The sequence below is a fragment of the Mycobacterium canetti CIPT 140010059 genome (genome assembly GCF_000253375.1).
GTDB lineage: Bacteria > Actinomycetota > Actinomycetes > Mycobacteriales > Mycobacteriaceae > Mycobacterium > Mycobacterium tuberculosis.
Map to the genome: position 1 here is coordinate 345,361 of NC_015848.1, position 15,074 is coordinate 360,434.

Here is a 15,074-nt window from a genome sequence, read left to right on the forward strand (position 1 = left end):
GACACCTCCCAATACGCATGACCGCTCTGTCATGCCGACCCGGGGAACGTCACCAGCAAAAATCGGCAGTAAGAAGCATCCCATTTCCAGCGACAACACCTGGGGGTTTTGGTCAAACTCTGGTAAGCGACTTCGTGTACCGGGTGAACCCGGTGTGTCTTGAAGGACAGCCCGCAGGCTGATGCTGGGGGATCTGGGCCGGCCGACCATGGCTGGCCGGCTGTTGGTCTGATGGCCGGTTCGCGGTTACAGGCCGTTGAGCCCGTTCTCGCCGATGAGCTGCCCGCCGGTGCCGCCGGTACCGGGGGTGGCCCCGGCTTTGCCAGCGTTGCCGCCGTTGCCGCCGTTGCCGATCAGCACGGCGTTGCCGCCGGTGCCGCCGGTGCCGCCGGCACCGGTGCCAAACCCGCCGGCGCCGCCGTCGCCGCCGTTGCCGAACACCCCGGCCGTACCGCCGTCACCGCCGGTGCCGCCGCTGCTGCCGATGCCGCTGGAGCCACCGGTGCCGCCGGCACCGCCGAAGCCGAAGAGCGAGCCACCGTTGCCGCCGTTCCCGCCGACCCCGCCGGTCGCGCCGCCAATTAAGGCGCTGCCGCCGCTGCCGCCGGCGCCGCCGGAGGCGCCGAGGGCGAGTAGGCCGGCGTTGCCGCCGCTGCCGCCGTTGCCGCCGGTGCCGCCGGTGCCGCCAGCACCGCCAGTGCCGCCGGCGCCGAACAGCCCGCCGTGCCCCCCGGCGCCGCCGTCGGCGGCGAGCGTGCCCGCCCCGCCGGTGCCGCCGGCGCCGAAGAGCAATCCGTTCCCCCCGGTCCCGCCATCCGCGCCCAACCCGCCGCTCCCGCCGGCCCCGCCGTTGGCGAACAGCCCACCGGTACCACCGGCTCCGGCGGTGCCGCCGCCGCCGATAAGGTTTTGGGAGGGGGCGGCCTGGCCGCCGGTCCCTGCGGCACCGAGGAACAAGCCGGCGTCACCGCCGCGCCCGCCGGCCCCGCCGGTGTCCAGGCCATACCCGCCGCTGCCGCCGGTGCCGCCGGAGCCGATCAGCAAGGCGGCTCCGCCGGCCCCGCCGGTCCCGCCTTGGCTCGTCGTTCCGATGCCGCCGGCCCCGCCGGTGCCGCCAATACCTGACAGGATTCCGCCGGCTCCGCCGTCTCCGCCGTCTCCGCCGTCGGCGCCGGTCGCTCCGTGCCCGCCGTTGCCGCCGTTGCCGAACAACCACCCGCCGGCCCCACCGTCGGCCCCGGTCCCCGGAGTCCCGTTGGCGCCGTTGCCGATCAGCGGTCGCCCGGTGAGGGCTTGGGTAGGCTCGTTGATCGCGTTGAGGATTTGTTGCTGCAGGGTGTGCAGTGGCGTGCTGGCGGGGGCGTTGAATCCGTCTCGACCTAGTAGCTGCCCGCCTAAGCCGCCGGCGCCGGCCGTACCGGCGGGTGCGCCAGTGCCGCCGCTACCACCGTTACCGCCATTGCCGATCAGCACGCCGTTTCCGCCGGGGCCGCCGGCGGCACCGGCGTCGTTCGCGCTGGCGCCGCCGTTGCCGCCGTTGCCGGCGTTGCCGATGAGCCCGGGCGCGCCGCCGGCCCCACCGGTTCCGCCGGCGGCCGCGAAGGACCCGCCGCCGTTGCCGCCGGCGCCGCCCGCCCCGCTGAGCAGACCCGCTTTTCCGCCGGCGCCGCCCGCCCCGCCGGCGGCGTCGAAGCCCAGCCCGCCGGCGCCGCCGGCGCCGCCGGAGCCGAAGAACGTGCCGCCGTCGCCTCCGATCCCACCGGCACCGCCGCCACCGTTCAGGCTGGATCCGCCGCTGCCGCCGGCGCCGCCGGCGGCACCGAGGCTGAGCATGCCGGCGTCGCCGCCGGCCCCACCGTTCCCGCCGACGTTGATTATGCTCGTCCCGCCACTACCGCCGGTGCCGCCGGCGCCGAACAGCCCGCCAGAGCCGCCATCCCCGCCGGCGCCGCCGCCAAAGATGCCGGATCCGCCGGGCGCACCGGTGCCGCCGGCGCCGAACAGCCCGCCGTTTCCGCCGTTTCCGCCGGCCCCGCCGGTGCCGGCGTCGGTTGCCCCGCCGGCGCCACCGACCCCGCCGTCGGCGAACAGCCCGCCGTTTCCGCCGGCCCCCCCGGCGCCGCCGGTGGCGCCGAAGGCGGCTGCGAATCCGCCGGGACCGCCGACCCCGGCGGCCCCGAACAGCATGCCGGCGGCCCCGCCGGCGCCGCCGGCGCCGCCGGTCCCCGTGCTGGCCCTCCCGCCGGCGCCGCCGGCGCCGCCGTTGCCGATGAGCCCGCCGGCGCCGCCGTTGCCGCCGGCCCCGCCGTTGACGCCGGCCGCGCCGGATCCTCCGGCGCCGCCGTTGCCGATTAACCAGCCGCCGTCCCCGCCATTGGCCCCGGTGCCGGGGGCGCCGTTGGCGCCGTTGCCGATCAGCGGGCGCCCGGTATTCGCCAGGAAGAACTCGTTGATCGGGGCGAGCAGCGGCGAGGTGGCGGCGGCCTCGGCGGCGGCGTACGCGCCGCCACCGGAGGTCAACGCCTGCACGAACTGGGCATGAAACGCCTGCGCTTGGGCGCTGAGCGCCTGATAGGCCTGGCCGTGGGCGCCGAACAGCGCGGCGATGGCCGTCGACACCTCATCGGCACCCGCGGCCAGCAGTGCTGTGGTGTTGGCCGCCGCGGCCGCGTTGGCCGCGCTGATGCTCGATCCGAGACTGGCCAAATCCGTTGCCGCTGCCGCGATAACCTCTGGCGCCGCAATCACAAACGACATCTGACACCTCCCAATACGCATGACCGCTCTGTCATGCCGACCCGGGGAACGTCACCAGCAAAAATCGGCGGGCTACAGAATAACTCCGGCCCGGGAAAGGGATTTGGTATTTCCCAAAATATCTGGCTCTTCTGACACTTCCGTGGGTGAGTTTGTGTCCTGAGTAGGCGCACGTCGTTGTGGCTTAAGGTTTCTGGCTTGTCAAGGATCAGAAACACAAGGAGCCGACAACGACGTGCGCAATGTGAGGCTATTTCGTGCGCTGCTGGGTGTCGACAAGCGCACCGTGATTGAGGACATCGAATTCGAGGAGGATGACGCCGGAGACGGTGCGCGGGTGATCGCCCGGGTGCGGCCACGAAGTGCAGTGTTGCGCCGCTGTGGTCGCTGCGGTCGCAAGGCGTCCTGGTATGACCGCGGTGCGGGCCTGCGCCAATGGCGCAGTCTGGATTGGGGCACCGTCGAGGTGTTCTTGGAGGCCGAGGCGCCGCGGGTGAACTGCCCCACCCATGGGCCGACGGTGGTGGCGGTGCCGTGGGCGCGTCATCATGCCGGGCACACGTATGCTTTCGATGACACGGTGGCCTGGCTGGCGGTGGCGTGTTCGAAGACCGCGGTGTGCGAGTTGATGCGGATCGCCTGGCGCACCGTCGGGGCGATCGTGGCCCGGGTCTGGGCCGACACCGAAAAGCGCATTGACCGGTTCGCGAACTTGCGCCGCATCGGTATCGATGAGATCTCCTACAAGCGCCACCACCGGTACCTGACGGTGGTCGTCGATCACGACAGCGGCCGGTTGGTGTGGGCCGCCCCGGGCCACGACAAGGCCACCCTGGGCTTGTTCTTCGATGCCCTGGGCGCTGAGCGGGCCGCCCAGATTACTCACGTTTCGGCCGATGCCGCGGACTGGATCGCTGACGTGGTCACCGAGCGCTGCCCGGATGCGATTCAATGCGCCGATCCGTTTCATGTGGTGGCCTGGGCCACCGAGGCGCTCGACGTCGAGCGGCGCCGAGCCTGGAACGACGCACGGGCGATCGCGCGCACCGAACCCAAGTGGGGCCGGGGCCGGCCCGGTAAGAACGCCGCACCACGTCCGGGCCGCGAGCGGGCACGGCGGCTCAAGGGCGCCCGCTACGCGCTGTGGAAGAACCCCGAGGACCTCACCGAACGCCAAAGCGCCAAACTGGCCTGGATCGCCAAGACCGATCCCCGTCTGTATCGCGCCTACCTGCTCAAAGAGGGCCTGCGGCATGTGTTTTCGGTCAAGGGCGAGGAAGGTAAACAGGCCCTGGACCGGTGGATCTCCTGGGCCCAGCGTTGTCGCATCCCGGTATTCGTCGAGCTTGCCGCCCGCATCAAACGCCACCGGGTGGCCATCGACGCCGCCCTCGACCACGGCCTATCCCAAGGCCTGATCGAATCCACCAACACCAAGATCCGCCTACTGACCCGGATCGCGTTCGGATTCCGCTCACCACAAGCCCTCATCGCCCTAGCCATGCTCGCCCTCGCCGGCCACCGCCCCACCCTGCCAGGCCGACACAACCACCCACAGATCAGTCAGTAGAGCCAAATATCTCCCACATTTATGCGGTCGGCGCGTCGGCCGACGGGAGCTGGCAGCACCCGTGGGCCGGGGCCGTGCCGCGCTGGTGTCCGGCTGGGACTTGCATTGCGGCGCGCCGTGGTGTGGAATCGTGGTAATGAAAATCATGTTCATCAGTCCTCTGTGGTGTTCGCGGCTATGACGCTGTGGATGGCGTCGCCGCCCGAGGTGCATTCGGCGTTGCTCAGCAGCGGGCCGGGGCCGGGCTCGGTGTTGTCGGCGGCCGGGGTGTGGTCGTCGCTGAGCGCCGAATACGCCGCGGTCGCCGACGAGCTCATAGGGCTGCTGGGCGCCGTGCAGACCGGCGCTTGGCAGGGGCCCAGCGCCGCGGCTTATGTGGCCGCCCACGCGCCGTACCTCGCGTGGTTAATGCGGGCCAGCGAAACCAGCGCGGAAGCGGCCGCCCGGCACGAGACCGTGGCCGCGGCCTACACGACCGCGGTGGCGGCCATGCCGACGTTGGTCGAGCTGGCCGCCAACCACACGCTTCACGGGGTCTTGGTGGCGACGAACTTCTTCGGCATCAACACCATCCCGATCGCGCTCAACGAGGCCGACTACGCGCGGATGTGGACGCAGGCCGCCAGCACGATGGCGACCTATCAAGCGGTCGCCGAGGCCGCGGTGGCGTCGGCACCGCAGACCACCCCGGCGCCGCCGATCTTGGCAGCCGAAGCGGCCGACGATGACCACGATCATGACCACGATCACGGGGGCGAACCGACCCCGCTGGACTACCTGGTCGCGGAGATATTGCGCATCATCAGCGGTGGCCGCCTGATCTGGGATCCCGCCGAGGGCACCATGAACGGAATCCCGTTCGAGGATTATACGGACGCAACCCAACCAATCTGGTGGGTTGTTCGTGCCATCGAATTCAGTAAGGACTTTGAAACATTTGTTCAGGAACTGTTTATCAATCCGGTGGAGGCCTTTCAGGCCTACTTTGAGCTGCTGTTGTTCGACTACCCGACCCACATACTGCAGATCGCTCAGGCGTTGAGCCAGTCCCCGCAGTTGCTTGCGGTCGCCCTCGGTTCCGCCATCTCCAATTTGAGCGCGGTGACCGGGTTCGCCGGGCTATCCGGCCTGGCCGGCATGCAGCCGGCGGCTATCCCGGCGCTAGCACCCGTCGCGGCGGCCCCGCCGACATTGCCGGCGGCCGCGATGGCCCCGACCATAGCCGCGCCGGGCGCGGCGGTTGCGTCGGCAGCCGCGCCGGCGCCCGCGCCGGCGGCCAGCACGGTGGCCAGCGCCACGCCGGCGCCGCCGGCACCCGGCGTCGCCGGGTTCGGCTATCCCTACGCCATCGCTCCGCCCGGCATCGGGTTCGGCTCGGGGATGAGCGCCAGCGCCAGCGCCAGCGCTCAACGCAAGGCGCCACAGCCCGATAGTGCGGCGGCGGCGGCCGCGGCGGCCGTACGTGACCAAGCGCGGGCGCGGCGGCGGCGCCGTGTCACGCGGCGCGGATACGGCGACGAGTTTATGGATATGAACATCGACGTCGATCCGGACTGGGGCCCTCCGCCCGGCAAAGACCCAGTCACATCCACGGTGGCCTCGGATCGGGGTGCCGGACATCTGGGCTTTGCCGGGACGGCCCGCAGGGAGGCGGTTGCCGACGCGGCCGGGATGACCACGCTGGCTGGCGATGATTTCGGCGACGGGCCAACGACGCCAATGGTGCCGGGTTCGTGGGATCCGGACCGGGATGCGCCTGGCTCGGCGGAGCCTGGAGATCGGGGCTGAGCTAGCCGCGTAGGGTCGATTGGGTGCGTACCGAAGGTGATAGCTGGGACATCACAACGAGTGTCGGTTCGACCGCGCTGTTTGTCGCGACGGCGCGAGCGCTGGAAGCCCAGAAGTCCGACCCGCTGGTCGTCGACCCATATGCGGAGGCGTTCTGCCGTGCCGTCGGCGGTTCGTGGGCCGATGTGCTCGACGGCAAGCTTCCCGACCACAAGTTGAAGAGCACCGATTTCGGCGAGCACTTCGTCAACTTCCAGGGTGCCCGCACCAAGTATTTCGACGAGTATTTCCGTCGGGCCGCCGCCGCCGGCGCGCGGCAGGTGGTCATCCTGGCGGCGGGGCTGGACTCGCGCGCGTACCGGCTGCCTTGGCCCGACGGGACCACGGTTTTTGAGCTGGACCGCCCGCAGGTCCTTGATTTCAAGCGCGAGGTGCTCGCCAGCCACGGTGCCCAACCGCGCGCCCTGCGCCGCGAGATCGCCGTCGACCTGCGTGACGATTGGCCACAAGCCTTGCGGGACAGTGGTTTCGATGCGGCTGCACCGTCGGCATGGATTGCCGAAGGGCTGCTGATCTATCTCCCGGCCACCGCCCAGGAGCGGCTATTCACCGGCATCGATGCCCTGGCCGGGCGCCGAAGCCACGTCGCCGTCGAGGATGGTGCCCCAATGGGGCCAGACGAATATGCGGCTAAGGTCGAAGAGGAGCGCGCCGCGATCGCCGAGGGAGCCGAGCAGCACCCGTTTTTTCAACTGGTCTACAACGAGCGATGCGCGCCGGCCGCCGAGTGGTTCGGCGAGCGAGGTTGGACCGCGGTCGCTACGCTGTTGAACGACTACCTCGAAGCGGTGGGTCGCCCGGTACCCGGACCGGAATCCGAAGCCGGGCCGATGTTCGCCCGCAACACCCTGGTCAGTGCCGCCCGCGTCTGACGGCGCACCGTTCGCGCTGCCGGCACCCCGGCTCCATAATGAAAATCATGTTCAGTAAGCTACACTCTGCATATCGGGCTACCAACGAAATGGAGTATCGGTCATGATCTTGCCAGCCGTGCCTAAACACTTGGCCGCAGGGCTGAGTCGATTGGTCGCGGTCGCCTCGACAGTTAGCTTATGCAATGCTAACTTCGGGGCAAAGTTCAGGCGGATCGGCCGATGGCGGGCGTAGGTGCAGGAGACAGCGGAGGCGTGGAGCGTGATGACATTGGCATGGTGGCCGCTTCCCCCGTCGCGTCTCGGGTAAATGGCAAGGTAGACGCTGACGTCGTCAGTCGATTTGCCACCTGCTGCCGTGCCCTGGGCATCGCGGTTTACCAGCGTAAACGTCCGCCGGACCTGGCTGCCGCCCGGTCTGGTTTCGCCGCGCTGACCCGCGTCGCCCATGACCAGTGCGACGCCTGGACCGGGCTGGCCGCTGCCGGCGACCAGTCCATCGGGGTGCTGGAAGCCGCCTCGCGCACCGCGGCCACGTCGGGTGTGTTGCAGCGGCAGGTGGAACTGGCCGATAACGCCTTGGGCTTCCTGTACGACACCGGGCTGTACCTGCGTTTTCGTGCCACCGGACCTGACGATTTCCACCTCGCGTATGCCGCTGCATTGGCTTCGACGGGCGGGCCGGAGGAGTTTGCCAAGGCCAATCACGTGGTGTCCGGTATCACCGAGCGCCGTGCCGGCTGGCGTGCCGCCCGTTGGCTCGCCGTGGTCATCAACTACCGCGCCGAGCGTTGGTCCGATGTCGTGAAGCTGCTCACTCCGATGGTTAATGATCCCGACCTCGACGAGGCCTTTTCGCACGCGGCCAAGATCACCCTGGGCACCGCACTGGCCCGACTGGGCATGTTTGCCCCGGCGCTGTCTTATCTGGAGGAACCCGACGGTCCTGTCGCGGTCGCTGCTGTCGACGGTGCACTGGCCAAAGCGCTGGTGCTGCGCGCGCATGTGGATGAGGAGTCGGCCAGCGAAGTGCTGCAGGACTTGTATGCGGCTCACCCCGAAAACGAACAGGTCGAGCAGGCGCTGTCGGATACCAGCTTCGGGATCGTCACCACCACAGCCGGGCGGATCGAGGCCCGCACCGATCCGTGGGATCCGGCGACCGAGCCCGGCGCGGAGGATTTCGTCGATCCCGCGGCCCACGAACGCAAGGCCGCGCTGCTGCACGAGGCCGAACTCCAACTCGCCGAGTTCATCGGCCTCGACGAGGTCAAACGCCAGGTGTCGCGGCTGAAGAGCTCAGTGGCCATGGAACTGGTCCGCAAGCAGCGTGGGCTCACGGTCGCCCAACGCACGCACCACTTGGTGTTTGCCGGACCGCCCGGGACCGGCAAGACCACCATTGCCCGGGTGGTCGCCAAGATCTATTGCGGCCTTGGCTTGTTGAAGCGGGAGAACATCCGCGAGGTCCATCGCGCCGACCTCATCGGCCAACACATCGGCGAGACCGAGGCGAAAACCAACGCGATCATCGACAGCGCGCTGGACGGGGTGCTGTTCCTCGACGAGGCCTACGCCCTGGTGGCCACCGGCGCCAAGAACGACTTCGGGTTGGTGGCCATTGACACCTTGTTGGCCAGGATGGAAAACGACCGCGACCGGCTGGTGGTCATCATCGCCGGCTATCGCGCCGACCTGGACAAATTCCTGGACACCAACGAGGGACTTCGGTCGCGTTTCACCCGCAACATCGACTTTCCCTCCTACACGTCCCATGAGCTGGTGGAGATCGCGCACAAGATGGCCGAACAGCGAGACAGCGTCTTCGAACAGTCCGCGCTGCACGATTTGGAGGCGTTGTTCGCCAAGTTGGCGGCGGAGTCGACACCAGATACCAACGGAATCTCGCGACGTAGCCTCGACATCGCGGGCAATGGTCGGTTTGTGCGCAACATCGTCGAACGCTCCGAAGAAGAGCGTGAATTCCGGCTGGACCATTCCGAACATGCCGGATCCGGTGAGTTCAGCGACGAGGAGCTGATGACCATCACGGCCGACGACGTGGGTAGATCGGTAGAGCCGCTATTGCGTGGCCTCGGGCTCTCGGTGCGGGCATGACGAACCAGCAGCACGACCACGACTTCGACCACGACCGTCGCTCGTTCGCCTCCCGAACCCCGGTCAACAACAACCCCGACAAGGTTGTCTACCGCCGCGGCTTTGTCACCCGCCATCAGGTGACGGGCTGGCGGTTCGTGATGCGCCGAATCGCCGCCGGAATCGCATTGCACGACACCCGCATGCTGGTCGACCCGTTGCGCACTCAGTCACGCGCGGTGCTGATGGGTGTGCTGATTGTGATCACGGGGTTGATCGGCTCCTTCGTATTCTCGTTGATTCGGCCCAATGGGCAGGCGGGCAGCAACGCGGTGCTTGCCGACCGGTCCACCGCGGCGCTGTATGTGCGGGTGGGCGAGCAGCTGCACCCGGTGCTCAACCTGACCTCGGCCCGGCTGATCGTCGGCCGGCCGGTCAGCCCGACGACGGTGAAAAGTACTGAGTTGGACCAGTTTCCGCGCGGAAACCTGATCGGCATCCCGGGTGCGCCGGAGCGGATGGTGCAGAACACCTCCACCGACGCGAACTGGACGGTGTGTGACGGCCTCAACGCACCGTCGCGGGGCGGTGCGGATGGCGTGGGTGTGACGGTGATTGCCGGCCCGCTGGAGGACACCGGCGCACGCGCGGCCGCGCTCGGCCCCGGGCAGGCGGTGCTGGTCGACAGCGGCGCCGGCACCTGGCTGTTGTGGGACGGCAAGCGCAGCCCGATTGATCTGGCCGATCATGCGGTCACCAGCGGCCTCGGTCTGGGCGCCGACGTGCCCGCGCCGCGGGTCATCGCCTCGGGGCTGTTCAACGCGATACCCGAAGCACCGCCACTGACGGCGCCGATCATCCCGGATGCCGGCAACCCGGCGAGCTTCGGTGTGCCGGCGCCGATCGGCGCGGTGGTGAGTTCCTACGCCCTGAAAGACTCGGGCAAGACCATATCGGACACCGTGCAGTACTACGCGGTGCTGCCGGACGGTTTGCAGCAGATTTCGCCGGTATTGGCGGCAATCCTGCGCAACAACAACTCCTATGGTCTGCAGCAGCCGCCTCGGCTGGGGGCCGACGAGGTCGCCAAGCTGCCGGTGTCGCGGGTGTTGGACACCAGGCGCTATCCCAGCGAGCCGGTAAGTCTCGTCGACGTTACCCGTGACCCCGTCACCTGCGCGTACTGGAGCAAGCCGGTGGGTGCGGCCACCAGCTCGTTGACTCTGTTGGCAGGCTCGGCGCTGCCGGTGCCAGATGCGGTGCACACCGTCGAGCTGGTCGGCGCCGGCAACGGTGGTGTGGCAACCCGAGTGGCGTTAGCGGCCGGTACTGGCTACTTCACCCAGACGGTGGGCGGCGGCCCGGATGCGCCGGCCGCCGGGTCGTTGTTCTGGGTGTCGGATACCGGGGTGCGTTACGGTATCGACAATGAGCCTCAGGGAGTGGCTGGAGGCGGCAAAGCGGTTGAGGCCCTTGGCCTGAACCCGCCCCCGGTCCCCATCCCATGGTCGGTGCTGTCGCTGTTTGTGCCCGGCCCGACGCTGTCGCGTGCCGACGCGCTGCTGGCACACGACACCTTGGTGCCCGACAGCAGGCCCGCTCGTCCGGTATCGGCCGAGGGAGGGTACCGGTGAGCAGACTGATCTTTGAGGCTCGTCGCCGACTGGCGCCGCCGAGCAGCCACCAGGGCACCATCATCATCGAGGCGCCTCCCGAGCTGCCCCGGGTGATCCCACCGTCACTGCTGCGACGAGCGCTGCCTTATCTGATCGGGATCCTCATCGTGGGGATGATCGTGGCGCTGGTCGCCACCGGGATGCGGGTGATTTCTCCGCAGACGTTGTTCTTCCCATTTGTGCTGCTGTTGGCGGCCACCGCGCTCTACCGCGGCAACGACAAGAAGATGCGCACCGAGGAGGTCGACGCCGAACGGGCCGACTACCTACGTTACCTATCGGTGGTGCGGGACAACATTCGGGCCCAGGCCGCCGAGCAGCGGGCCAGCGCGTTGTGGTCTCATCCTGACCCGACGGCGTTGGCGTCGGTGCCGGGGTCACGTCGCCAATGGGAGCGTGACCCGCACGACCCCGACTTTTTGGTGTTGCGGGCCGGCCGGCACACGGTACCGCTGGCTACTACGCTGCGAGTCAACGACACCGCCGACGAGATCGACCTGGAACCGGTGTCGCACAGTGCATTACGCAGCCTGCTCGACACCCAGCGCAGCATTGGCGACGTGCCGACCGGGATCGACCTGACCAAGGTTTCGCGGATCACCGTGCTGGGGGAGCGCGCACAGGTGCGCGCGGTGTTACGCGCCTGGATCGCTCAGGCGGTGACCTGGCACGACCCGACGGTGCTCGGGGTGGCGCTGGCCGCGCGTGATCTGGAGGGTCGCGATTGGAACTGGCTGAAGTGGTTACCGCACGTGGACATTCCCGGCCGCCTCGATGCGCTGGGCCCGGCCCGCAATCTGTCGACCGATCCCGACGAGCTCATCGCGCTGCTGGGGCCCGTCCTGGCAGACCGCCCGGCGTTTACCGGGCAGCCAACAGATGCGTTGCGGCACTTGCTGATCGTCGTCGATGACCCGGACTACGACCTGGGCGCATCGCCGCTGGCGGTGGGCCGCGCGGGTGTCACCGTCGTGCACTGCTCGGCCAGTGCGCCGCACCGGGAACAGTATTCGGATCCGGAAAAGCCGATCCTGCGGGTGGCTCACGGCGCTATCGAACGCTGGCAGACAGGCGGCTGGCAGCCCTACATCGACGCCGCCGACCAATTCGGCGCTGATGAGGCCGCCCACCTGGCGCGCCGACTGTCGCGGTGGGACTCCAACCCCACCCATGCCGGGCTGCGCTCGGCGGCCACTCGCGGCGCGAGTTTCACCACACTGCTGGGCATCGAGGACGCATCCCGACTGGATGTGCCCGCGCTGTGGGCGCCGCGACGACGCGACGAGGAGTTACGCGTGCCGATCGGTGTCACTGGCACCGGCGAGCCGCTGATGTTCGACCTCAAAGACGAAGCCGAGGGCGGGATGGGCCCGCACGGGCTGATGATCGGCATGACCGGTTCGGGCAAGTCGCAGACTTTGATGTCGATTCTGTTGTCGCTGTTGACCACACACTCCGCGGAGCGGCTCATCGTCATCTACGCCGACTTCAAGGGTGAGGCCGGCGCCGACAGTTTCCGAGATTTCCCGCAGGTGGTTGCGGTGATCTCGAATATGGCCGAGAAGAAGTCGTTGGCTGATCGGTTCGCCGACACGCTGCGCGGCGAGGTGGCTCGTCGCGAGATGCTGCTGCGTGAGGCCGGCCGCAAGGTCCAGGGCAGCGCGTTCAACTCGGTGCTCGAGTATGAAAACGCCATCGCCGCAGGGCATAGCCTGCCGCCCATCCCGACACTGTTCGTGGTCGCCGACGAGTTCACCTTGATGCTGGCCGATCACCCGGAATACGCGGAGCTGTTCGACTATGTGGCCCGCAAGGGTCGCTCGTTTCGCATCCACATCCTATTCGCGTCCCAGACACTGGACGTGGGCAAGATCAAAGACATCGACAAGAACACCGCCTATCGGATTGGGCTGAAAGTGGCCAGCCCCAGCGTTTCTCGCCAGATCATCGGCGTGGAGGACGCCTACCACATCGAGTCGGGCAAAGAACACAAAGGCGTGGGCTTTTTGGTGCCCGCGCCCGGTGCCACCCCGATAAGGTTCCGCAGCACCTATGTCGACGGGATCTATGAACCGCCGCAGACGGCTAAAGCCGTTGTCGTGCAATCCGTTCCGGAGCCCAAGCTGTTCACCGCCGCCGCGGTGGAACCGGATCCGGGCACGGTGATCGCCGATACTGACGAACAAGAACCCGCCGACCCACCACGCAAACTGATCGCGACCATCGGCGAACAACTGGCCCGCTACGGTCCGCGGGCGCCGCAGTTGTGGCTGCCGCCACTCGACGAAACGATCCCACTGAGCGCGGCGTTGGCCCGCGCCGGGGTGGGCCCCCGGCAGTGGCGCTGGCCGCTGGGGGAGATCGACAGGCCCTTCGAGATGCGGCGCGACCCGTTGGTGTTTGACGCTAGGTCGTCGGCCGGAAATATGGTGATCCACGGCGGCCCCAAGTCCGGCAAATCCACTGCGCTGCAGACATTCATCCTCTCAGCTGCTAGCCTGCACTCGCCGCACGAGGTTAGCTTCTATTGCCTGGACTACGGCGGTGGGCAGCTGCGGGCGCTACAGGATCTAGCGCACGTCGGCAGTGTCGCCTCAGCGCTGGAACCCGAACGCATCCGCCGCACCTTCGGCGAGCTCGAGCAACTGCTGTTGTCCCGGCAGCAGCGGGAAGTATTCCGTGACCGGGGTGCTAATGGCTCGACCCCCGACGACGGGTTCGGTGAGGTGTTCCTGGTCATTGACAATCTCTATGGCTTCGGCCGCGATAACACCGATCAGTTCAACACCCGTAATCCGTTGCTGGCCAGGGTAACCGAACTGGTCAACGTGGGCCTTGCCTACGGGATCCACGTGATCATTACCACGCCGAGCTGGCTGGAAGTGCCGTTGGCGATGCGCGACGGGCTCGGGCTGCGTCTCGAGCTGCGACTGCACGACGCGCGCGACAGCAACGTGCGGGTGGTCGGCGCCCTGCGCCGCCCGGCCGACGCCGTCCCGCATGACCAGCCCGGCCGCGGACTGACCATGGCCGCCGAGCACTTCCTGTTCGCGGCTCCAGAACTGGACGCGCAAACAAACCCGGTGGCCGCGATCAACGCCCGCTACCCCGGCATGGCGGCTCCCCCGGTTCGGTTGCTGCCCACCAACCTTGCGCCGCACGCCGTCGGGGAACTGTATCGGGGTCCCGACCAACTGGTGATTGGCCAGCGCGAAGAAGACCTGGCGCCGGTGATACTCGACTTCGCCGCCAACCCGCTGCTGATGGTGTTCGGCGATGCCAGGTCAGGAAAGACGACGCTGCTGCGCCACATCATCCGCACCGTCCGCGAGCACTCCACCGCCGACCGGGTCGCGTTCACCGTGCTGGACCGCCGGCTACACCTGGTCGACGAACCACTGTTCCCCGACAACGAGTACACCGCCAACATCGATCGGATCATCCCGGCGATGCTCGGGCTGGCCAACCTCATCGAGGCGCGCCGGCCGCCGGCCGGGATGTCTGCGGCCGAGCTGTCCCGCTGGACCTTTGCCGGGCACACCCACTACCTGATCATCGACGACGTCGACCAGGTACCGGATTCGCCGGCGATGACCGGTCCCTACATCGGACAGCGGCCGTGGACCCCGCTGATCGGTCTCCTGGCCCAGGCCGGCGACTTGGGGCTACGGGTGATTGTCACCGGGCGTGCCACTGGATCGGCGCACCTGCTGATGACAAGTCCGTTGCTGCGCCGGTTCAACGACCTGCAGGCGACCACGCTGATGTTGGCAGGCAATCCGGCCGACAGCGGCAAGATTCGCGGTGAGCGGTTTGCCCGATTGCCTGCTGGACGAGCAATTCTGTTGACCGACAGTGATAGTCCAACCTACGTGCAGTTGATCAACCCGCTGGTCGATGCGGCCGCGGTTTCTGGTGAAACCCAACAGAAGGGGAGTCAGTCATGACGTTGCGAGTGGTTCCGGAGGGGCTGGCCGCAGCCAGCGCTGCGGTGGAAGCGCTGACGGCGCGGTTGGCCGCCGCGCATGCGAGCGCAGCGCCGGTGATTACCGCGGTAGTGCCGCCGGCGGCGGATCCGGTGTCGCTGCAGACCGCGGCCGGGTTCAGTGCACAGGGCGTCGAGCACGCGGTCGTCACCGCCGAAGGTGTCGAAGAGCTGGGACGCGCCGGCGTTGGTGTGGGCGAATCCGGCGCCAGCTACCTGGCCGGTGATGCGGCCGCCGCCGCTACGTACGGGGTCGTGGGCGGCTGAGC

General features: G+C 68.3%; 8 protein-coding genes. 7 read left to right on the forward strand and 1 reads right to left on the reverse strand.

The features are described from left to right. Positions 1–246: 246 nt before the first annotated feature. Positions 247–2,757 carry a PE family protein gene (locus MCAN_RS01515; protein ID WP_014000150.1) on the reverse strand — a complete coding sequence of 837 codons (2,511 nt, stop codon included), beginning with the start codon at positions 2,755–2,757 and terminating at the stop codon, positions 247–249. A gap of 235 nt (positions 2,758–2,992) precedes the next feature. Between MCAN_RS01515 and MCAN_RS01520 the strand changes: the two genes are divergently transcribed. The 7 genes from MCAN_RS01520 to MCAN_RS01550 all read left to right on the forward strand — a co-directional run bounded on the left by MCAN_RS01520 (position 2,993) and on the right by MCAN_RS01550 (position 15,072). Continuing rightward, a complete protein-coding gene (locus MCAN_RS01520; protein ID WP_014000151.1) occupies positions 2,993–4,327 on the forward strand; it encodes an ISL3-like element IS1557 family transposase in 1,335 nt (444 codons plus the stop codon). Between the two features lie 177 nt (positions 4,328–4,504). Further along, complete coding sequence (locus tag MCAN_RS01525) at positions 4,505–6,115, forward strand: PPE family protein (protein WP_014000152.1); 1,611 nt, start codon at positions 4,505–4,507, stop codon at positions 6,113–6,115. A 23-nt stretch (positions 6,116–6,138) separates the two neighbouring features. Next, the gene (locus MCAN_RS01530; RefSeq protein WP_014000153.1) at positions 6,139–7,047 is read left to right on the forward strand and encodes a class I SAM-dependent methyltransferase; all 909 of its coding nucleotides are present in this window, start codon (positions 6,139–6,141) and stop codon (positions 7,045–7,047) included. Between the two features lie 255 nt (positions 7,048–7,302). After that, on the forward strand, positions 7,303–9,165 hold the full coding sequence (eccA3, locus tag MCAN_RS01535; RefSeq protein ID WP_041180001.1) for a type VII secretion system ESX-3 AAA family ATPase EccA3: 1,863 nt from the start codon (positions 7,303–7,305) through the stop codon (positions 9,163–9,165). Continuing rightward, entirely contained in the window at positions 9,162–10,778 is a 1,617-nt protein-coding gene (eccB3, locus tag MCAN_RS01540; RefSeq protein ID WP_014000155.1) for a type VII secretion system ESX-3 subunit EccB3, read from the forward strand. Before eccA3 ends, eccB3 begins: the two co-directional genes overlap by 4 nt. Continuing rightward, positions 10,775–14,767, forward strand: a complete 3,993-nt coding sequence (eccC3, locus tag MCAN_RS01545; RefSeq protein ID WP_014000156.1) for a type VII secretion system ESX-3 FtsK/SpoIIIE family ATPase EccC3 — start codon at positions 10,775–10,777, stop codon at positions 14,765–14,767. Before eccB3 ends, eccC3 begins: the two co-directional genes overlap by 4 nt. Continuing rightward, positions 14,764–15,072, forward strand: coding sequence for a type VII secretion system ESX-3 target PE5 (locus tag MCAN_RS01550; protein ID WP_003401485.1), 309 nt, complete (start codon positions 14,764–14,766; stop codon positions 15,070–15,072). The genes eccC3 and MCAN_RS01550 overlap by 4 nt, the downstream gene beginning before the upstream one ends. Positions 15,073–15,074: the final 2 nt, after the last annotated feature.